The sequence below is a fragment of the Streptomyces sp. NPDC059499 genome (genome assembly GCF_042749285.1).
GTDB lineage: Bacteria > Actinomycetota > Actinomycetes > Streptomycetales > Streptomycetaceae > Streptomyces.
Map to the genome: position 1 here is coordinate 613,024 of NZ_JBHYTT010000003.1, position 20,221 is coordinate 633,244.

The window sequence follows — 20,221 nt, forward strand, 5'->3', positions numbered from 1 at the left end:
TCTTTGCAACTCTATGGTCGTGTCATGCCACCGAACGAGCCCGAAGACCGGCCGGTTCCGTACGCCGACGACCCGAAGATCCACCACGTCGACGCCCGCACCCTGCGCGGCCTCGCCCACCCCCTGCGCATCCGGCTGCTGAACACCCTGCGGGAGTTCGGTCCCGCCACCGCCTCCGGTCTCGCCGACCGGCTCGGCGAATCGAGCGGTGCCACCAGCTACCACCTGCGCCAACTCGCCTCGTACGGCTTCGTCGAGGACGATCCCGAGCGCGGCAAGGGGCGCGAGCGGTGGTGGAAGGCCGTCCACGCGGGCACGATCTTCGGGCGCAGCGAGAACTTCATGCAGCACCCGGACCCCGAGGTGCGCGGCGCCATCGGAGTCGTGCTGCACGAGGTGGCGACCACGCACGCCCAGGAGCTGAACACCTGGCTCGGGACGATGCACGAATGGCCCGAGGAATGGCGTCGGTCCTTCGAGATCAGCGACTTCAAGCTGCGTCTCACTCCCGAACTGTCCATGGAGCTCGCGGAGAAGATGCTCGAGCTCGTGAACAGCTACCGGGGCCGCGTCCCCGAGGACACCGAGGGGTCGGCCGTCGTCCGCACCCACCTGCACATGTTCCCGCGTCCCACCGACTGAGGGGATCACCGTCATGCACAGCGACGTCCACCATCTGCTCCACGCCTACCGCGCCACCGAACTCCGGTGCGAGGCGGCCGAGTTCTCCCCCGTGCGCCCCGCACTGCGCCAGCGCATGGGCTGGACGATGGTCGAGCTGGGCCTGCGCCTGGCCCAGTGCACCCCGCCTCCGGCACGCGCCGCGCGAACGGCCTGACGTGGACGGGGGGAAACCGACCCGGGACCGCATCCCGCTCACCGCCGTCCTGGCGGCCAACTCCATCTCCACAGCCGGCACTTCGCTGACCCTCATCGGGGTCCCGTGGTTCGTCCTGGAGACCACCGGGAGCGCCGGCCGGGCCGGTGTCGTCGCTTTCTGCGCGACTCTGCCGATCGTCGTCGCCGCGCTGATCGGCGGGCCCGTCATCGACCGGATCGGCCGGCGCCGGGTCGCCGTCGCCTCCGACACGGTCTGCGGCGCGGCCATCGCCACGATCCCGCTGCTGCACCACGCGGGCGCACTCGAATTCTGGATGCTGTGCGCGCTGATGGCGCTGAACGGGCTGGCCCACACGCCGGGCAACACCGCGCGCTACGTCCTCGTACCCGATCTCGCCGAGCACGCCGGCACCACGCTCGCCCGCGCCGCCAGCCTCTTCGACGCGGTGTCGCGTGGGGCCCGCATGGTCGGCGCGGCGCTTGCGGGCGTACTGATCGCGGTCGTCGGCGCCGAGACCGTACTCCTGCTGGACGCGGCGACGTTCGCGCTGTCCGCACTGCTGGTCGCAGCCGGCGTACGGGGGGTCCGGGCGGCCGAGCCCCGCAAGGCCGCGGCCCCCGTCTCGCCGCGCACGTACCGCGCCGAACTCCGCGAGGGCTACGCCTACCTGCTCGGCAACCGGCTGCTGCTCGCCGTGGTGGTCATGGTGATGTTCATGAACGGCACGGACCAGGGCTGGAACGCCGTCCTGCTGCCCGTGCACGCCGAGGGCGAGCTGAACGGGGCCACCGATCTCGGACTGCTCACCGCACTGTTCGGCGCCGGCGGGCTCACGGGCGCACTGCTGTACGGGGCGGTGGGGCACCGCTTCTCGCGGCGGGCCGTGTTCACGGTGTGCGCGGTGCTGTGCGGGGCACCCAGGTTCCTGGTCGCCGCACTGACCGGGACGACGCTGCCGCTGGCGGTCACCATGGCGCTGGGCGGCGTCGCGGGCGGCATGCTCAACCCGATCCTGACGACGATGACCTACGAACGCGTACCCGAGGAACTGCGCAGCCGGGTGTCCGGTGCCCTCACCGCGGGCTGCGAGCTCGCCATGCCGGTGGGCGGTCTCGCGGCGGGCCTGCTGGTCGAGGGCATGGGAGCGACGGGGGCGCTGCTCGCGATGGGCGGGGTGTACTTCCTGGCGACGCTGAGCCCTGTGGTGTTCCCGGCCTGGCGGACGATGGAGGGGCCCGGGGAACCGGTCAGCAGCTCGGTACCTTCTTCCCCTGCTCCAGAGCCTTCAGCGAGGACACCGCGTTCTTCAGTGTCGTGACGGGGATCAGCCTCAGGCCCTTCGGCTGTTCCGCCTTCGCTTCCTTGCACTCGGCTCCGGGAACGAGGAAGACGGTCGCACCGTCGCGCCGCGCGGCCTGCGTCTTCAGGGAGACCCCGCCGACGGCGCCGACCGTGCCGTCGGCCTCGATCGTCCCCGTACCGGCGACCGTGCGGCCACCGGTCAGGTCACCGCCGGAGCCGTCACCTGCGAGCTTGTCGATGATGCCGAGCGAGAAGAACAGGCCCGCGCTGGGGCCGCCGACGTCCGCGAGGTGCAGGGTGATGTCGACCGAACCGGGGGCCTTGCCGAGGTACTTCAGGGCCGCGTCGACGGCGACGTCCTGGGACTCCTCCATGTCCTGGAGGTTGTGCTCCTCGATCTCCTTCTCGGAGCCACCGGTCGGGTAGACGGAGTCGCGGGGCATGACCGCCCGGTCCGTCCTGAACCAGCTGTCGACCACGTCACCGATCCCGACGTCGGCCGTCGGCCCGGTGGCGACGATGGTCGTCATCCGCAGCTCGCCGTCCGTGGGGCGGGTCGGCGCGCCCTTGATCGTGATGACCGGCTTCCCCTGGTCGTCCCCGAGGACGTCCGCGGTCGTCCCGGGCTGCGCCAGGGTGAACGGCAGCGGCGCGAAGGCGGCCGTACCGAGCAGGGCGAGGACCGGCAGCGCGCAGAGGGCGAGGACGCGGGGGCGCGAGAGACGAGTGAGCACCCGCCCAATCTATCCGCCGCCGCACGCCCCCCGATCCGCAGGACTGCGCCGGGGTCCGGGTCTCCCCGTCCCCCGGCGCAGTCCCGGGGCGAAGGCGGCTCGGCCCCCGCTCGCTCTCAGCGCAGCGCGTCCGCGACCTCCCGGGCCGCGTCGAGCACGCGCGGGCCCACCCGCTCCGGTACGGCGTCGGCGAGCATCACCACACCCACGCTGCCCTCCACCCCGGACACCCCGACCAGCGGCGCAGCGGCGCCGCAGGCGCCGGCTTCGAGCTCGCCGTGGGTGAGGGTGTAGCCGGGATGGTCGGCGACCGTCTTCTGCCGGGCGGTGAGGATCGCCCGGCCCGCGGCGCCCCTGTCCAGTGCGTGACGGAAACCGGCCCGGTAGGCGACGTGGTAGTCGGTCCAGGTCGGCTCGACGACCGCGACCGCGAGCGCATCGGCCCCGTCGACGAGCGTGAGGTGGGCGGTCGCCCCTATGTCCTCGGCCAGGGAACGCAGCGCGGGGAGCGCCGCCTCCCTGACGAGGGGGTGCACCTGGCGGCCCAGGCGCAGCACGCCCAGGCCGACTCTTGCCCGGCCACCCAGATCACGGCGGACGAGCGCGTGCTGTTCCAGAGTGGCGAGCAGTCGGTAGACCACGGTGCGATTGACGCCGAGTTTGTTGGACAACTCGGTGACGGTCAGGCCGTGATCGGTATCGGCGAGCAGCTTGAGGACACGCAGTCCCCGGTCGAGCGTCTGAGAAGTCTCCGCGGTCACGACGCCCTCTCCCTCTTGGTGAGCGGGGCGGTTCTCCCGGAAGTGAGACGCCGGTCCCAGCGGCGACGCACGGAGAGGCCGCCGACTGGCCATGGCACCGGCTGCGCTCCGCGGCCACACTGCCACGGGGCGTTTCATGTTTCGGGGACATTAGCGACCGGGTCCGCTCAGCGGAAGCCCTCGTCCAGAATCCGGGCGCCCCCAAAAACGCGATGACATAACCGCCGGTCAGCGCGGAACCGTCCGGAACGCGAACATCTACGCGCGTTCTAGTCGACTGACGTCGGCACGACGGCCCCTACACCACGTGTGAACGGTTGTTAACCCATCGTAAATAAAAGTTTCAAAATTTCCGGCGCACGCACGTCATCCCCCGCGCGCCGGCGCACGAGACCGGCGCGGGCCGGTACGGGGCACGCTCCCCCGCACCGGCCCGCGCCGTCGCTCCTGCCGTCCGGCCCATCTCACCGGCGGCCGCTCACCGCATCCGGGTGGCCCACTCCTGGACCTTCTTGATCCGGTCCTGGATCTGCCCGGCCGTCGCCTCCGCGCTCGGCGGCCCGCCGCACACCCGCCGCAGCTCGGTGTGGATCACACCGTGCGGCTTGCCGCTCTGATGCGTGTACGCCGACACCATCGTGTTGAGCTGCTTGCGCAGCTCCAGCAGCTTCTTGTGCGTGACCACCGGCCGGTTCTCGGCCGCCTTCTCCAGGAGGTCGGCCTCCGAGGCCGGCTTCTGTCGGCTGTGCGCGATCTGCCGGGTCTGCCGCTTCTGGAGGAGCAGCTGCACCTGGTCGGGTTCGAGCAGTCCCGGGATGCCCAGGTAGTCCTGCTCCTCCTCACTGCCCGGGTGCGCCTGCATGCCGAACTCGGCACCGTCGTACAGCACCCGGTCGAAGACCGCGTCGGACTCCAGCGCCTCGAAGGGCAACTGCTCCTCGGTCTCCTCGTCCTCGAGCCTCTCCGCGTCCGCGAGGAGCTGGTCCTCCTCGGCGAACGGGTTCTCCTCGTCGCTGCCCTTCTTCGGCTTGTCGAGTACGTGGTCGCGCTCGACCTCCATCTCGTTCGCGAAGTCGAGCAGCATCGGAATCGTCGGCACGAACACCGATGCGGTCTCGCCGCGCCGCCTCGACCGTACGAAACGGCCGACGGCCTGCGCGAAGAAGAGCGGCGTCGAGATGGTGGTGGCGTACACGCCGACCGCGAGGCGCGGCACGTCGACGCCCTCCGACACCATCCGCACCGCGACCATCCAGCGCGAGCCGTCCTCGGTGAACTGGTCGATCCGCTTCGAGGCCGCCTTCTCGTCGGAGAGGACGACGGTCACCTTCTCGCCGCTGATCCGCTTGAGGATCTTGGCGTACTCGCGCGCCGACTCCTGGTCCGTCGCGATGACGAGGCCGCCCGCGTCCGGAATGCCCTTGCGCACCTCGGTCAGCCGCTTGTCGGCGGCGCTCAGCACATTGGGGATCCAGTCGCCGGTGGGCGCCAGCGCGGTGCGCCAGGCCTGCCCGATGGCGTCCCTGGTCATCGGCTCGCCGAGCCGGGCGGCGATCTCGTCACCGGCCTTGGTGCGCCAGCGCATGTTGCCGCTGTAGCTGAGGAAGATCACGGGCCGCACGACGCCGTCGGCGAGCGCGTTGCCGTAGCCGTACGTGTAGTCGGCCGAGGACCGCCGGATGCCGTCGTTGCCCTCCTCGTACGCCACGAAGGGGATCGGGTTGGTGTCCGACCGGAACGGCGTACCGGTGAGCGCGAGCCGCCGGGTCGCCGGGTCGAACGCCTCCTGGCACGCCTCGCCCCAGGACTTCGAGTCACCGGCGTGGTGGATCTCGTCGAGGATCACGAGCGTCTTGCGCTGCTCGCACCGGTTGCGGTGCAGCATCGGACGCACACCGACTCCCGCGTACGTGACCGCGACCCCGTGGTACTCCTTGCTCAGGGGCCCGGCGCTGTAGTCGGGGTCGAGCTTGATGCCTATGCGCGCCGCTGCCTCCGCCCACTGCTTCTTGAGGTGCTCGGTGGGCGCGACGACGGTGATCTGCTGCACGACGTGGTGGTGCAGCAGCCATGACGCGAGGGTCAGCGCGAAGGTGGTCTTCCCGGCGCCGGGGGTCGCGACGGCGAGGAAGTCGCGCGGCTGTTCCTGGATGTACCTCTCCATGGCGCCCTGCTGCCAGGCTCGCAGCTTGCCGGCCGTACCCCAGGGGGCGCGGCCGGGAAAGGCGGGTGAGAGGTGGTGGGAGGCGGTAGTAGTCACGGTCTCCGGTTCGGGGCACTCGGGTACGTGGGGGCGCTGCCCGTACGGGGCCGGACGGGGCCCGTACGCGATACGACAACCGGGCCACCCTACCGGGGGCCGGCGCGGAACCCCGTACGAATCAGCCGTGGTTCGGCACGGCTGAGACCCGCTTCACAGGAGACGGCTACCTGGCGAACCCGGGCAGCCGCTCCGCGATCTTGGGCATGTCCAGCGCCCCCTGACACACGTCCAGCACGAACCGCTCGGCGTCGTCCACGTCGAACCCGGCGTCGAGCGGATGCCCGTTCATGTGCAGAAACACCCAGGTCGCGTACCAGGCGATGCGCTTGTTGCCGTCCACGAGACCACGATTGCGGGCCAGGGACTCCATGAGCGCCGCAGCTTTCTGCCACACGTCCGGATAGGCGTCCTGGCCGAAAACGCTCGCCTGCGGGCGCGCCAGTGCCGAATCGAGCAACCCGTAGTCACGCACGTCTGCCGTGCCGAGGCGCTCCGCGAGGTTGAGCAGCTCTGGCAGTGTCAGGTACTGCATCAGGCGAGCCTCCGGTTGAGCTCCTCACTCGCCTTCAGCACATGGTCCGCCGCCTCGTTGAAGAGGCGTGAGTGTTCGTTTATGGCAGTGATCACGGCGTCGTGGGCGAAGGACTGCATGCTTCGCCCCTCCGCCTCCGCACGCGCGCGCAGGGCGTCCAGCTCTTCCTCGGTGAACCGCAGATTCAGACCAGCCATGGATGAATGGTACCGAGCAGTACCACGCGGTACTACGCGTCGGTCCGCACCCGCGTGGCCACCCACGCCCCCACCAGCGCGACCCCCGCCATCGGCAGGAACACCGCCGCGAACGCCCCCGGGTGCGACCCGGCGGTCCCGCTCCCCACCGCCCCGTGCGCGGCCGCCCCCACCGCACCCCCGCCGAGCGCGGCGAACGCCGCACCGCCGCCGGCGAGCAGCAGCACGTTGGACAGCCCGTCCGAGATCTGCAGGGCGGCGGAGTTGCCGCCCGCCTCCTGCGGGGCCGACAGCTTCAGCAGCAGCACGCTCGTCGACGCGATCACCATGCCCATGCCGAAGCACCCGACGGCCCACGCCACGGCCACGATCCAGACCGGCACGGACTCGATCAGCACGGTCGGCGCCGCCGCGATCGCCAGGGCGACGAGGACCATGCCCACGACCATGAGGGACTCCCTGCGCGCCTCCAGTCGGGGCCGGGCCAGCACGTACGAGCCGAGCGCCCAGGTCAGCCCCCCGGCCGCGAGCGACAGCCCGGCCATCGTCGGGGACATCCCGCGCTGGGTCACCAGCATCAGGGGTACGAAGGACTCGGCGGCGATGAACGACCCTGCCGACACCCCGCGCAGAAGGATCACGGCGGGCAGCCCCCGCGCGGCCCGCATCGTCCCCCGGGGCAGCAGGCCGCGCACGGCGGGCACGAGGAGCGCGGCACCGGTCACGGCCGGGACCAGCGAGAGCCAGCGCAGCTCCTGCCCGGCGAACTGGAGCAGCCCCGCACCCAGGGAGATCCCCAGCGCGAGCCGGATGCGCCGCCCGTCGAACGGCTCGGCCCCCGCCGCGGCGTCCGTGGGTCCGGCCGCCATCCGCCGGATCGCGGGCAGCGCCAGGCCCAGCGGCAGCACGATGAGCACCGGGATCCCGACGAAGACCCAGCGCCAGCCCAGGTGCTCGGTCACCGACCCCGACGCGAGCGGCCCGACGACGGACGGGACGATCCAGGCCGCCGAGAACGCGGCCATGATCGCCGGGCGGATCCGCTCCGGGTAGGCGCGCCCGATGACGACGTACAGCGCCACGATCACGAGCCCGCCGCCTACGCCCTGGACGGCCCGCCCCAGGATGAACATCATCATGCTCCCGGCCGTCCCGGAGAGCAGCAGCCCGGCCCCGAAGGCACCGATCCCGGTGGCGAGCGGCGCGAGCGGGCCACGCCGGTCGGCCCACTGCCCGGACAGCACCATGGCGAAGAGGCTGGTCGTGAAGTACGCGGAGAACGCGAACGCGTACAGCGGAATGCCGTGCAGCTCACGGGCGGCGACCGGCATCGCGGTGCCGACGGCGGTCGCCTCGAAGGCGATCAGCAGCACGACGGAGACGATGCCGATGCTGAGCGCCCGGTGGGTCCGGCCCAGCACGCCTTCCTCCGGAGCGGCGTCGACGCTGTCTTCGAAGGGGATCGTGACGTCGGCGTCACGCGGTTCCAGGGCGCTCATGGAGCCAGGGTAAGGGGCAAACAACCAACTGAACCCTGTCGGTGGGCGGGGTCCCACTCGTCCCTTGGTCGTAGGACCCGCCCGCGGAACATGAACGCGGTATGGCAGTCGCGTTGCGGCGGGACCGGCACCCTTGAGGCCCGTGCGTCCCGCGCCTAACGTCGACACCAGAACGAAGAAGAGGCACATGGCCGTGTGCCCGAGTGGTTTAGGGGCTCGACTGCAACTCGAGTTACACCGGTTCGATTCCGGTCACGGCCTCCAGCGGGAGAACCCGAAAGGGAACGGCCGCCCCCATGGTGCGGGGGCGGCCGTTCCTGTGTGCTCACACGGTTGCCCAAGGGCCGGAGCGTAGGATCTGGCGCCTTGTCGGGAGCGGCGCGGGGAGTGCATGCATGGGTGTCGTCGTCTTCTTGTTCGTCATAGCCGCGGCGTTTCTCGCCGTGGCGCTCGTCGGCCCCTACCGGCTCTACCGGCGGGCCCGGCCGCACGCGGCGCGGCAGCCGTCGGACGGGGCGCTCGCGTTCGGGCGGGTGGCGGCGTTCGGGGTCGCCGGGGTGTTCGTCTTCGGTGGCTGTTCGGTGCAGGCAGGCATCGACAGGGGGACGTGGAGCGCGAGCGAGGTCCGGGAGGCCGCCGAGGACGCGGCCGAGTCCATGGCCGCCGACACGCAGATCCGCCGGGACCCGACGCAGGGCTACACCTCGCTGATCGAGGCGGACGTCCTGAGGGCGGGTGAGGACCAGGGGCCCTCGTACCGCATCTCCGTGGAGCGGGCCGGAAGCGGGCACGACTACGAGGTGTCCGGGGGCGGTGCCGACACCACCGTCTGCATGCACGTCACCGAGGAGGAGTCCGCGGAGGGCGGGGTCTTCGTCCCGGGGGCGGACGGCGGTGGCAGTTCCATCGCCGAGTACGACCTGACCGCCACCGTCGACGACGGCGCCTGCTGAGCCGGCAGGCGCCGCCGGGGTCAGGACTTGGGTGTGGCCACCGCCGCCTGGGGCCGGATGGGGAGGCGGTTGACCGGGCGGCCCGTGGCCGCGCGGACGGCCGCGGCCACCGCTGCGGGGGACGTCACCACCGGCACCGCCGAGGCCGCTTTGGCACCGAAGGGGGCGACCACGTCGCGTTCCTCGATCAGCTTGACGATGCGGATGTCCGGAGCGTCCAGGGACGTCGGAAGCGCGTACCCCGTGAGGTCCGGGTGGCGGATCAGACCGCGGGCCGTGCGGAGGTTCTCCGTGAGGGCCGCGCCGATGCCCTGGGTGACTCCGGCCTCGATACGGGTCACCAGCTGGGACGGGTTCAGGACCCGGCCGACGTCCTGGGCCACCGCCATCTCGACGACACGGATCGAGCCGAGTTCGATGTCGACGTCGACGACCGCGCGGACCGCGCAGAAGGCCAGGCCGACGAACGCGTCCCCCTGGCCCGAATCGTCCAGGGGTTCGGTGGGGTGCGGGCGGCACTGGGCCGTGGCCCAGAGTTCCTTGCCGTCCATGGCCTCCATGACCGTCGTGGAGAGCACACCGTCGTACGAGGTGATCTTGCCGTCGGCGATCTGGAGGAGCTCCGTGGACATGCCGAACTTGTGGGCCAGGGGCTGGAGGAGCTGGGTGCGGACCATCTTGGCCGCGCGCTCGACCGCACCGCCGGAGACCCAGGTGTGACGGCCGTGCGTCGCCGGGCCCGCCGGGGGCTGGTCGGTGTCCACCGCCGCCACGTGGACCTCTTCGATGCCCAGGGTCTCCTGGACGATCTGGCGGGCGAGCGTGGTGAAGCCCTGGCCGGTTTCGACGGCCGCGCAGATGACCGTGGCGACGCCGTCGTGGACCCGGACGGTGGCCGTGGAGACCTCGTCCGTGCCCTCGGCACCGAGCATGTGGACCATGCCGAGCGCGTAGCCGACGCCACGGCGTACGGCTCCGGGCTCGCCCGCGCCCTCGGGGCCGCCCGGGAGCAGCCAGTCGTCCTCGGGGGCGTCCTTCGGGAGTGCGGGCAGCGGGTAGTCCCGGACCTCGCGAAGCAGTTCCGCCACCGGGGCCGGGCACGTCACGGTCTGGCTGGTGGGAAGGATGTCGCCGGTGGACAGGGCGTTGCGGAGGCGGAGTTCGGCCGGGTCGATGCCCAGTTTCGCCGCCAGCTTGTCCATCTGGCCCTCGTAGGCGGCGCAGACCTGCATCGCGCCCTCGCCGCGCACATGGCCGGAGGGCGGGTTGTTCGTACGGACCGCCCAGCCCTCGATGAAGGCGTGCGGAACGACGTACGGACCGCAGGCGAAGGCCACGGCGGCGGCCAGCGATTCGGACGAGGAGTCGGCGTACGCGCCGGCGTCCAGGAGGATCTGGGCCTCGACCTTGACCAGCCTGCCCTCCGTGTCCGCGTGGTGGCGGTAGCGCAGCAGGGTCGGGTGGCGGTGGGCGTGGCCGAGGAAGGACTCCTCGCGCGTAGCGGCCAGTTTGACCGGGCATCCGGTGCGCAGGGCGAGGAGCCCGAGCGGGATCTGGAAGCCGGGGTCCTCCCGGTCGCCGGTCGCCCCGGGGACGCCGGTGACGACGACCTTGACCCGGTCGGGCTCCAGGCCGAAGCAGGCGGCGGCGAGGTCGCGGTCGGTGTGCGGGTCGGTGGACGCCGTGTACAGCTCCACGCCGCCGTCCGGGCGGGGCACGGCGAGTCCGGCCTCGGCCCCGATCGGGGCGGGGTCCTGGCGGCCGATGCGGTACAGGCCCTCGACGATGACCTCGCCCACGGTGTCCGGGTCGCCGTAGCGCAGCGGGATGTGGCGGATGAGGTTGCCGTCGGGGTGGAGCGGTTCGGCCGCGAAGGCCTTCTCCGGGTCGGTGACCGGTTCGAGCACCTCGTACTCGACGGCGATCGCCGCGGCGGCCAGGCGGGCGGTGTCGGGATGGTCGGCGGCGACCGCCGCGATCGACTCCCCGTGGTGGCGTACCAGGTCGGAGGCGAAGACGGGTCGGTCGACGACACTGCGGCCGTACGACCCGTCGCCGGGAATGTCCTCATGGGTGACGACGGCCCGGACACCCGGCATCTCGGCGGCGGCCGAGGTGTCGATCGACAGGATGCGCGCATGGGGGTGCGGGGAACGCAGCACGGCCGCCCACAGAAGCCCCTCCGCCCAGAGGTCCGCCGCGTACGGGAACGTGCCTTCGGTCTTGGCGCGGGCGTCGGCGGGCGGGAGCGACGCGCCCAGACCGAGCGCGGGCACTTCCTCGTCCGGGCCGGTTCCCTCGGTCGGCGGGGGGTTCGTGCGGGTGGTGCTGGTCGCGGTGGCTGCGTCGTTGCTCACGCCGCCTCCTTGTCGTTCGCCCCGCTGCGGCAGCAGCTGATGGTGGAGGTGTGGGTGGTGTGGGTGACCGGTGCTGAGGGAGGCGCGGTGCTCACCGGGTGTCTCCCTCGTGGGGGTGTGTCCGGACGCTGCCCGCGCCGGGGGCTGCCTGCTGCGGGATCCGCGGCTCCTCGGCGTCGGCGGCGTGTGCCGCTTCCGCGGTCGCCTCCCGGCCGGCAACGACCTCGCGTACGGCGTCGAGCACGCCCCGGTAGCCGGAACAGCGGCAGAGGTTGCCGCACAGGGCCTGTCGCGTCTCCAGCTCGCTGGGGGCGTGGTTGCCCTCCAGGAGGTCGTGGACGGTCATGGCCATCCCCGGGATGCAGAAGCCGCACTGGACGGCCCCGCACTCGGCCAGGGCACGCTGCACGTCGGACGGCTCCCCGTCGACCGCGAGGCCCTCGACCGTACGGACCTCGCTGCCCGCGGTGGTGGCTGCGGGGACCAGGCAGGAGGCCACGAGCCGGCCGTCCACCTGGACGTTGCAGGCGCCGCACTCGCCCTGCGAGCAGCCGTCCTTGGCACCGGCGAGGCCGAGGCGCTCCCGGAGCACGTACAGGAGGGACTCGCCGATCCAGGCGTCGGTGACGGGGCGGTCCACGCCGTTCACATGAAGGACGTACGAGGCGGCGGGGTGCTCGCTGGGGGCGTCCGAGAGGGCCGCTGCGGGCTCGTCGAACGCCGAGGCGTGCGCGGTGGCGTCGTCGGACACCTCGGCCCCCTCCGGGGCCTCCTCGGGCTCACCGGGTGCGCCGTGGGAGTCGTCGTGCTCGTTGCCCGGAGCCCCGGGCATACCGGCGAGGGTGTCCTCCCCGGGAGTCTGCGGCGCGGCCTCGTGCTCGACCTCGGCTGCCAGGTCGTGCGCGGCGGCCTCGGGCTCCGGCGACGGCGTGGCCGGGTCGGCGGGCGACGGCTCGTGCGGCTGCGGCTCGTGCGGCTGCGTGGCCCACGGTGCGGGCGCACCGCCGGGCAGCGTGGCGGGGGGCGCTTCCGCGTACCACTGGGACGCGAGCGCCGAAGCCGCGAACTCGCCGGACTCCTCCGGGAGGTCACCGCCCGCGACCGGGATCGTCCACTGGCCGGTGTGCCCCGCGGGCTCGGCGGGGACGGGGGTGGGGTCCGAAGCGGCGGCGTCCTGCGGGATGGCCTCGGTGAAGTTCCACTGGGCGGTCGTCGACGACGTCTGCCCGTACTGCGAGGTCTCCGGGTACTGCTGCGGGTACGGCTCCTGCTGGTTGGGGTCCGGCCAGTGGACCGCGTCCGGTGCCGGCTCCGTACCCCCCTCGCGGTCGGTCCGCTCCTGCCGGCTCTGCGTCCGCACGACCCAGCTGCCCGTCGCGGCGGGGTCCAGCCCGGCCGCCGGGGTCAGCGGAAGGATCATCGGCGGTACGTAGCCCTGGCCGGGGGCGGCCAGCGGGTCGTTCCCGAGGTTGGCGAGGCCGTCCGGGGGCAGCTGGACGAAGGCGGTCGCCTCCGCGTCGTACTCACCGCTCTGCGGGGTCGGCTGCCAGCCGCCGTAGGGGTCGGGCTGCCCGTGCTGCTGCTCGGGGTTCTCTTCATTGCTCACGACAGTGCCCTCCCCAGCGCGCGTCGGGCGAGCGCGGCGACCGTGCGCCGCAGGTGGAGTACGGCCGGGGGCAGCGGCGGTGCCTCTCCCCCGTCGTCCGGTGGTGCCTGGTCAGGGATGCAGGCCGCGGCGACGTACTCGCCGAAGGCGGCCAGCGCGTCGGCGGCCAGACCCCGCTCGCCGTCCCAGTCGATCAGGGAGGCGATCCAGCGCTCGGCCTCCAGCGGCCGCAGCGGCATCGGGGCGATCGCGCCGACAGCGCAGCGCACCCCGCGGCGGGCCGGATCGAGGACGATCGCGACGGAGGCGGTGGCACGGCCGGGGCCGGTGCGGCCGGTCGCCTTGAGGAAGACCTGGGGGGCGTGCAGCAGCGGTACGCGGACGAAGCCGATCAGCTCGGCGGGCCCGAGCATCGCGCGGCCGGCCAGCAGGTGCGACACGGGGATCTCACGACGCGAGCCGTCCGGTCCCGCGATAACCAGTTCGGCTTCCAGGGCCGCCAGCACCGGCAGGGCGTCGCCGGTGGGGGCCGCGGTGGCGATGTTGCCGCCGAGCGTGCCGGCGTTGCGGATCTGGGGCGGGCCCGCGGCGCGGGCGGACGCGGCCAGCGCGGGAATGAGGGCGGCGAAGTCGGGCCGCCCCATGCGTGCGTGGGTGAGACCGGCCCCGAGGAGGGCATGGCCGTCCTGGTAGTGCCAGCCGCGCAGCTCGCTGATCCGGCCCAGGCCGACCAGTCCCGAGGGGCGCAGGAGCCCCTTGTTGACGGCCGACATCAGATCCGTGCCACCGGCCACAGGTACGGCTGCAGGCATGGCGCCGAGAGCCGCCACGGCCTCGTCGAGCGAGGCCGGCAGCGTTACCGACTGCATCGCCTGCGGTGCGTGCGTGGTCAACCCAGCTGCCCCTTCCCGGTGTCCCGGCAGTCCCGCCTGTCCGCCGTACGGTACGTGCTCACGGCCGGGACGTGGCAACTCTGGCACATCTTCCGGGCGGACCGGCGCGAGGGTCCACGAAGGGTGTATCTGTCCCTGACCAGCGGAAAAATAACCTTTCGCACAACTTTTGCTCTGCGCACGAATTGACACTCTTCAGCGAGTTCGTACGACTTGTTCGTTTCGCGCCGGCACGGCCCGGACGGGACTCATACGTTCGGGGGCGCTCCCTCGATCGGGCGGCCCAGGACTCCGGGGCGCCGTTGCCACGGCAGCGGGCCGCCCGGCGGGCGGTAGTCGACACCCAGGGCGTCGAGCCGCGCGTAGTGCGTGCCCATGCGGCGTTCGAAGTCGGCGAAGTCCCGCTCGCCGGGGGCCGGGAGCCGGGACCAGGCGACCTCGGCGAAGGCGGCGAGCCGCGGGAAGACCTGGTAGTCGACGCGGGCCCGGTTCTGCATCACCTCGGTCCAGACGTTGGCCTGGGTGCCGATGATGTGGCCGGCCGCCTCCTCGGAGAGCCCCGGGGGTACGGGTTCGAAGCGGTAGACGTCCTGCAGGGTGCGGATGAATCCGATGGGCATCGGTTCGTCGGGGCCGCCGTCCTGACGGTGGTCCAGGTACACCTGCTGCTCGGGGCACATGACGACGTCGTGTCCGGCCTCGGCGGCGGCGATGCCGCCCGCGTAACCCCGCCACGAGGACACCGCGGCGCCCTCGGCGAGTCCGCCCTCCAGGATCTCGTCCCAGCCGATGAGGCGACGTCCCCGGGCGGTGAGCCAGGAGTCGAAGTGCCGGATGAACCAGGACTGGAGCTCGTTCTCGTCCGCCAGGCCGAGTTCGGCCATCCGGGCCCGGGCGGCCGGTGACTCCTTCCACTGGTCCTTGAGGCATTCGTCGCCACCGATATGGATGAACGGCGATGTGGCGGCGGGAAAGAGGTCGAGCACCTCCTCGAAGACCCCCTCGAAGAAGCGCAGGGTGTTGTCGGTGGGGGCGAGTACGTTCGGGTTGATGCCCCAGGTGTCCCACACGGAGAGCGCGGAGGTGTCGACGACGTCCGTGTTGCCCAGTTCCGGATACGCGCTGATGGCTGCCTGCGAGTGCCCCGGGATGTCGATCTCGGGGACGACCCGGATATGCCGCTCGGCGGCGTAGGCGACGATTTCACGGATGTCGTCCTGGGTGTAGAAACCGCCGTGCGGGGTCTCGTCCCACAACGCGGAGGCCCGATGACCGTATTTGGTGCGGGCGCGCCAGGAAGCGGTCTCCGTGAGACGGGGATGGCGCTTGATCTCGATGCGCCAGCCCTGGTCGTCGGTGAGGTGGAAGTGGAACACGTTGAGCTTGTGCGCGGCCAGGAGGTCCAGATAGCGCAGGACGTCGTCCTTCGGCATGAAGTGCCGTGCCACGTCGAGCATCAGGCCCCGCCAGGGGAAGCGGGGGCTGTCCTCGATCTCCGTGTACGGGACGCCCCGCTGCGTACCGGGGCTGACGGGCGCCCGGCGGAAGGCCTCGGGACCCAGGAGCTGACGCAGGGTCTGCGCACCCCAGAACACTCCGGCGGCGCTCCCTCCGGTGATGCGTACGCCCCAGGTGGGCGACACACCCAGCCGGTATCCCTCCGGCTCCAGGGAGGGGTCGACGCGCAGCTCGACGGTGTTCCCGCCCTCGCCCGTCCCGGGGGCGAGCGGCAGGCCGAACGCGGCGCCCAGGGTGGCCCGGAGCCAGCGCTCCGCGGTCCCGGTGCCTTCCCGCGCGGTGATGGTGGTGGACGGGTCCAGGAGGAATCCGCAGCTGCCCTGGTCGCCGATGTGTACGGGCGCCGGAATCAGGTTGTGCACGTCAGTCCTTAACCGCTCCGCCCAGTCCCGAGACCAGACGGCGCTGTACGAGTACGAAGAAGACCAGCACGGGAACGGTCATCACCGTCGAGGCGGCCATGATCCCTCCCCAGTCGTTCTCATCGGGTTTGAAGAAGACCAGCAACGCCATGGGGAGCGTCGACTGCGAGGTGTCGCTGATGAGGAACGATTTCGCGAACAGGAAGTCGTTCCAGGTCGAGATGAACGAGAAGACACTCGTCGCCACGAGTCCGGGGAAGACGAGCGGGAAGAGGATCTGCCACAGGAAGCGCGTGCGGCTCGCCCCGTCGATATAGGCGGCCTCCTCCAGCGCGTCGGGAACGGCCTTGACGAAACCGCGCAGCATCCAGATCGCGAACGGGAGCGAGAAGGCCAGATGCGGGAGGATCAGCGAGCCCAGGGTGTTCAGCTGCCCGAAGTCACGCATGAGGAAGAACAGCGGAATGGTCAGCGCCTCGACGGGCACCATCTGCGCGACCAGGAACATGATCAGCAGCGTCGTCCGGAACCTGAAGCGGAATCTCGTCACCGCCGTCGCGGCGAGGAAGGCGATCAGCGCGGACGCGATGACGACCGTGCCGGCGACGAGCAGGCTGTTGAGGAAGTACCGGCCGAAATCCTGCTGTTCGAAGACCCGGCGGAACGAGTCGAGGGACGGGGACAGCGTCCAGGGCCGCGCTTCGGTCGACTGGACCTCGCCCGCCGGCTTGAACGCGGAGAGCACCATCCAGTACAGGGGGAAGGCGACCACGACGGCGATGACGAGGGCGGCCGCCTCCGCCGCCAGCCTGCCGGGGCGCCGGATGCGCGGACGGGTGGTCATCGGCGTGCTCACAGTTCCTCCCCCTGGCGTCGCACCAGGCGCAGATAGACCAGCGTCACGGCCAGCAGGATCACGAGCATCACGACACCGATCGCCGATCCGAGGCTGTACTGCGAGGACGCGAACGCCTTCTGGTACGCGTACACGTTCAGCACCAGGTTCTGCCCGGCTATGCCACCGCCGTTGGTCATGACGTAGATCTGGGTGAAGACCTTGAAGTCCCAGATGATCGACTGGATGGTGACGACGGTCAGGATCGGCCGCAGCATCGGCGCCATGACCGACCGCCAGATCCGCCACTGCGAGGCGCCGTCCAGCGAGGCCGCCTCCAGCACCTCCGTGGGGATCGCCCGGATGCCCGCGTACACGGTCACCATCACGAACGGGAACGAGCACCAGAGCACTTCGAGGAGCACCAGGGCGAAGGCGCTGTAGCGCCCGTACGTCCAGGAGAAGTCGCCGAGTCCCAGCACCTTGTTGACCGGTCCGAAGTCCGGGTCGAAGAGGAAGACCCAGACGGTCGAGCCCGTGATCGCCGGGGTCGCCCAGGCACCCAGTGCGGCCATCATGAGCGCGAGCCGGGGCAGGGCCCGGATCCGGGTCAGCAGGACGGCCAGGGCGCAGCCGACGAACAGGGTGGCGAGCACGCAGGCCGTGGCGAAGAGCACGGTCGCGAGGAGCACCTGCCAGAACTGGCTGTCGCGGAAGAGCGTCGCGTAGTTGCCGAAGCCCTGGAAGGTGGTCGGTTCGCCGCCGCTGACCTGGGCCTGGGTGTACTCCAGGAAGGAGATCAGGCCCAGCTGGTAGATCGGGTAGACGAGGAGTCCGCCGAGCAGGACCAGCGCGGGCAGCAGGTACAGCCAGGGGGTCCAGCCGGAGCGCCGCGCGGGAGATGCCGGGCGGCGCCGGGGCGGGCGGGCCGGTGTGCCGCCCGCCCCGGTCTTCTCGGGGGCTTCGTACGCCGTCGTGTTCGCGGTCATCGTCAGCCCGCGTCGGCGAACGCCGCGTCCATCTTCTTCGCCGCGTCGTCGGAGGCGGCTGCCACGTCCTTACGGCCGCTGACGATCTCCTGGAACATCGTCGGCAGGACCAGCGAGGCGTCGATCTGGCCCCAGGCCGAGGAGGCGGGGACGAACTTGGCGCCGGAGCCGAGCGTGGTGACGAACGGCGCGACGAAGGGCTCCTTCTCCGCGACCGAGGCCCGGACGTCCGTGTACGTCGGCAGCCAGCCCATCGCGTCGAACATCTCGGCCTGGGTCTTCTTGCCGGTCAGCGACTTCATCAGGTCGACGGCGAGGGTGCGGTGCGAACTGCTCTTCAGCACACCGATGTTGTTGCCGCCGGCGAACGCCGGGGCGATCGAGCCCTCCGCCACGCCGGGCAGCGGCACGACGGCGTACCTGCCCTTCACGCTGCCCGCTTCGACGGCCGCGTGGCTGAAGTCGCCGCCGATCGCCATGGCCGCCTTGCCGGACGCGAAGGCGGTGACGGTCGCGTTGCCGCCCATGGAGGCGCACTTGGCGGCGGGGCAGTTGTCGTCGCCGAAGAGCGAGGTGTAGGCCTCGATGCCCTTGCGCGCCTTCTCGCTGTTGACGGCCGACGCGTAGGTCACCCCGGTCTCGTCGGCCAGTTCGCCGCCGTGCGCCCAGATGAAGGGCATCGCGCCGTAGGTGTAGGCGCCGCCGACCGCGAGGCCGTACAGGTCCGGCTTCTCCTTGTGGACCTTCCTGGCCGTGGAGATCAGCTCGGCCTGGGACTTGGGGGGCTCGATGCCGAGGTCCTGGAAGATGTCGGTGCGGTAGTACAGCGCCCGTACGCCGACGAAGAGCGGCGCCCCGTACACCTGGCCGTCGACCGTCACGGACTGCTTGGCGGTCGGGTCGGTGTCCTTGGCGTCGTCCCAGGCCGCGAACTCCTTGCTCACATCGGCCAGCCCGCCGTCCTTCACGTAGCCGGCCGTGTCCGTGTTGCCGTACTCGATGAGGTCGGGGGCGCTCTTCGGGTCGTTGAAGGCGGCCTTGATGCGCTGGGCCCGGGTGTCGACGGGTATGTACTCGACTTCGACCTTCGCCCCCTCGTGGGACTTCTCGAATGCGGCGACGGCCGCGTCGACGACCTTCTCCTTGGGCTTGTTGCCGACCTCCTGGAAGAGCCAGACGCGAAGCGTGCCGCTCTTCTTGTCCCCGTCGGCACCGGTGTCGGATGTCTGGGGCGCGCAGGCGGTGGCGGTGAGCCCCGCCAGCACAAGCGCCGCGGCCGGGGCGGCAATTCGGGCAGAAAGCTTCATCCGGAACCCTTACCGGTCAGTCGTTGCATCCTGTGCAACGCACGTTTCGTTCTGCACAACTTGCAGGAGAGTAAGGGCGCACCCGGACGCCGACAAGTGGTCTCAACCACTCTGTGACCACCCGGCGCGGTCCGTGCGACGCACACCGCACGCGCCTACCCCTCCCGGGCACGCGAAAGACACCGGGCAGACGAAAGACCCCCGGGGCGCGCATGGTGCGCGCCCCGGGGGTCAGGTCCCGGAGGGTGAAGAAGGCCGCGGACTACTTCTTGCTGCTGTCCTTGCCGCCCTTGCCCTTGTCCTTGTCGCCGCCGGCGCCCATGGACTCGTAGATCTCCTTGCACATGGGACAGACCGGGTACTTCTTGGGGTCGCGCCCCGGCACCCAGACCTTGCCGCACAGTGCCACCACGGGAGTGCCCTCCAGGGCGCTCGCCATGATCTTGTCCTTCTGGACGTAATGGGCGTAGCGCTCGTGGTCGCCGTCGCCGTTCGACACCTGTGGCGTCGGCTCTACGAGGGTCCCCGTACCTGCCCCGCGCTCGGGCTCAAGAGTGCTCATAACTGCCAAGCGTACTGAAAGCCCGGGGCATCAGTTCAGCGAAGGGTCGTCCGCATACGTCGCGATCATGGCGAGCTCACTGCGCTGGCGCCGCAGGACGGCCCGCCAGAGGCTCTCCGGACGCGGCGACGACACATCGCCCGGCTCCGACTCGACCACGTACCAGGCGCCGTCCGTCAGCTCCGTCTCGAGCTGCCCGGGGCCCCAGCCCGCGTACCCCGCGAAGATCCGCAGCGAACCGAGGGCCGCGGCCAGCAGCTCCGGCGGCGCCTCCAGGTCCACCAGGCCGATCGCCCCGTGCACCCGCCGCCAGCCCAGCGGGCCCTCGTCCCCGGGGATCACCGCCACACCCAGCGCCGAGTCGAGCGACACCGGACCGCCCTGGAACACCACGTCCGGCTCACCGGTCAGACCGGCCCAGGACTCGAGGATGTCACCGACGCCGACCGGGGTCGGGCGGTTCAGGACCACGCCGAGCGAACCCTCCTCGTCGTGGTCGAGGAGAAGCACCACCGCGCGGTCGAAATTCGGGTCCGCCAGGGCGGGTGCGGCCACGAGCAGCCGCCCTGTGAGCGAGGACACCTCGGTCATGGCAGAAATGATCCCGCATCTTCGCCCTCCGTGGGGACCAACGGGCCCGCCCGGCCGCCGCGGGCCGTGCCCCGCAGCTCAGGGGCGCACAGGCACGGCACAGGCGCACGGGGAGCGCA

General features: G+C 71.3%; 19 protein-coding genes and 1 tRNA gene. 5 read left to right on the top strand and 15 right to left on the bottom strand.

Features of this window, described 5'->3' with window-relative positions:
• The first annotated feature begins 24 nt into the window (after window positions 1-24).
• From ACFW9O_RS11510 to ACFW9O_RS11520, 3 genes are read left to right on the top strand one after another with little or no spacing between them, the layout of a single operon-like run.
• On the top strand, window positions 25-642 hold the full coding sequence (locus ACFW9O_RS11510) for a helix-turn-helix domain-containing protein (protein WP_351175541.1): 618 nt from the start codon (window positions 25-27) through the stop codon (window positions 640-642).
• 13 nt (window positions 643-655) lie between these two features.
• Window positions 656-838 carry a hypothetical protein gene (locus tag ACFW9O_RS11515; protein WP_384607689.1) on the top strand — a complete coding sequence of 61 codons (183 nt, stop codon included), beginning with the start codon at window positions 656-658 and terminating at the stop codon, window positions 836-838.
• 1 nt (window position 839) lies between these two features.
• Window positions 840-2,159: an MFS transporter gene (locus ACFW9O_RS11520; RefSeq protein WP_384607691.1), complete on the top strand. Its 1,320-nt coding sequence runs from the start codon at window positions 840-842 to the stop codon at window positions 2,157-2,159.
• Here the strand turns inward: ACFW9O_RS11520 and ACFW9O_RS11525 are convergent.
• The 6 genes from ACFW9O_RS11525 to ACFW9O_RS11550 all read right to left on the bottom strand — a co-directional run bounded on the left by ACFW9O_RS11525 (window position 2,089) and on the right by ACFW9O_RS11550 (window position 8,129).
• Window positions 2,089-2,877 carry a S16 family serine protease gene (locus tag ACFW9O_RS11525; RefSeq protein ID WP_351175567.1) on the bottom strand — a complete coding sequence of 263 codons (789 nt, stop codon included), beginning with the start codon at window positions 2,875-2,877 and terminating at the stop codon, window positions 2,089-2,091. The two genes, ACFW9O_RS11520 and ACFW9O_RS11525, sit on opposite strands and share 71 nt — an antisense overlap.
• Before the next feature lie 116 nt (window positions 2,878-2,993).
• Entirely contained in the window at window positions 2,994-3,638 is a 645-nt protein-coding gene (locus ACFW9O_RS11530; RefSeq protein ID WP_069173008.1) for an IclR family transcriptional regulator, read from the bottom strand.
• A gap of 478 nt (window positions 3,639-4,116) precedes the next feature.
• Window positions 4,117-5,898 carry a DEAD/DEAH box helicase gene (locus ACFW9O_RS11535; protein ID WP_384607695.1) on the bottom strand — a complete coding sequence of 594 codons (1,782 nt, stop codon included), beginning with the start codon at window positions 5,896-5,898 and terminating at the stop codon, window positions 4,117-4,119.
• A gap of 166 nt (window positions 5,899-6,064) precedes the next feature.
• Entirely contained in the window at window positions 6,065-6,433 is a 369-nt protein-coding gene (locus ACFW9O_RS11540; RefSeq protein ID WP_384607698.1) for a type II toxin-antitoxin system death-on-curing family toxin, read from the bottom strand.
• Complete coding sequence (locus tag ACFW9O_RS11545; protein WP_384607700.1) at window positions 6,433-6,630, bottom strand: Arc family DNA-binding protein; 198 nt, start codon at window positions 6,628-6,630, stop codon at window positions 6,433-6,435. The genes ACFW9O_RS11540 and ACFW9O_RS11545 overlap by 1 nt, the downstream gene beginning before the upstream one ends.
• A gap of 32 nt (window positions 6,631-6,662) precedes the next feature.
• Entirely contained in the window at window positions 6,663-8,129 is a 1,467-nt protein-coding gene (locus ACFW9O_RS11550; protein WP_384607703.1) for an MFS transporter, read from the bottom strand.
• Between the two features lie 189 nt (window positions 8,130-8,318).
• On the opposite strand from ACFW9O_RS11550, the gene ACFW9O_RS11555 reads away from it, so the two are divergent.
• A tRNA-Cys gene (locus ACFW9O_RS11555) sits at window positions 8,319-8,393 on the top strand.
• 131 nt (window positions 8,394-8,524) lie between these two features.
• Window positions 8,525-9,082: a hypothetical protein gene (locus tag ACFW9O_RS11560; RefSeq protein WP_384607706.1), complete on the top strand. Its 558-nt coding sequence runs from the start codon at window positions 8,525-8,527 to the stop codon at window positions 9,080-9,082.
• A 20-nt stretch (window positions 9,083-9,102) separates the two neighbouring features.
• Here ACFW9O_RS11560 and ACFW9O_RS11565 read toward each other — a convergent pair whose 3' ends face one another.
• From ACFW9O_RS11565 to ACFW9O_RS11605, 9 genes are all read right to left on the bottom strand, one after another.
• Complete coding sequence (locus ACFW9O_RS11565) at window positions 9,103-11,439, bottom strand: xanthine dehydrogenase family protein molybdopterin-binding subunit (protein ID WP_384607709.1); 2,337 nt, start codon at window positions 11,437-11,439, stop codon at window positions 9,103-9,105.
• 91 nt (window positions 11,440-11,530) lie between these two features.
• On the bottom strand, window positions 11,531-13,045 hold the full coding sequence (locus ACFW9O_RS11570) for a 2Fe-2S iron-sulfur cluster-binding protein (RefSeq protein WP_384607711.1): 1,515 nt from the start codon (window positions 13,043-13,045) through the stop codon (window positions 11,531-11,533).
• Window positions 13,042-13,938, bottom strand: a complete 897-nt coding sequence (locus tag ACFW9O_RS11575) for an FAD binding domain-containing protein (protein ID WP_351175559.1) — start codon at window positions 13,936-13,938, stop codon at window positions 13,042-13,044. The genes ACFW9O_RS11570 and ACFW9O_RS11575 overlap by 4 nt, the downstream gene beginning before the upstream one ends.
• A 248-nt stretch (window positions 13,939-14,186) precedes the next feature.
• Window positions 14,187-15,818, bottom strand: a complete 1,632-nt coding sequence (locus tag ACFW9O_RS11580) for a beta-N-acetylhexosaminidase (protein ID WP_384607715.1) — start codon at window positions 15,816-15,818, stop codon at window positions 14,187-14,189.
• Between the two features lies 1 nt (window position 15,819).
• A complete protein-coding gene (locus tag ACFW9O_RS11585; RefSeq protein WP_384607858.1) occupies window positions 15,820-16,662 on the bottom strand; it encodes a carbohydrate ABC transporter permease in 843 nt (280 codons plus the stop codon).
• Window positions 16,663-16,670: 8 nt separating this feature from the next.
• The gene (locus ACFW9O_RS11590; protein ID WP_384607718.1) at window positions 16,671-17,642 is read right to left on the bottom strand and encodes a carbohydrate ABC transporter permease; all 972 of its coding nucleotides are present in this window, start codon (window positions 17,640-17,642) and stop codon (window positions 16,671-16,673) included.
• Between the two features lie 2 nt (window positions 17,643-17,644).
• Window positions 17,645-18,949, bottom strand: a complete 1,305-nt coding sequence (locus ACFW9O_RS11595) for an extracellular solute-binding protein (protein ID WP_384607720.1) — start codon at window positions 18,947-18,949, stop codon at window positions 17,645-17,647.
• Window positions 18,950-19,211: 262 nt separating this feature from the next.
• Window positions 19,212-19,511: a DUF3039 domain-containing protein gene (locus ACFW9O_RS11600; protein WP_329210492.1), complete on the bottom strand. Its 300-nt coding sequence runs from the start codon at window positions 19,509-19,511 to the stop codon at window positions 19,212-19,214.
• Between the two features lie 30 nt (window positions 19,512-19,541).
• Window positions 19,542-20,102 carry a YqgE/AlgH family protein gene (locus ACFW9O_RS11605; RefSeq protein ID WP_351182396.1) on the bottom strand — a complete coding sequence of 187 codons (561 nt, stop codon included), beginning with the start codon at window positions 20,100-20,102 and terminating at the stop codon, window positions 19,542-19,544.
• Window positions 20,103-20,221: the final 119 nt, after the last annotated feature.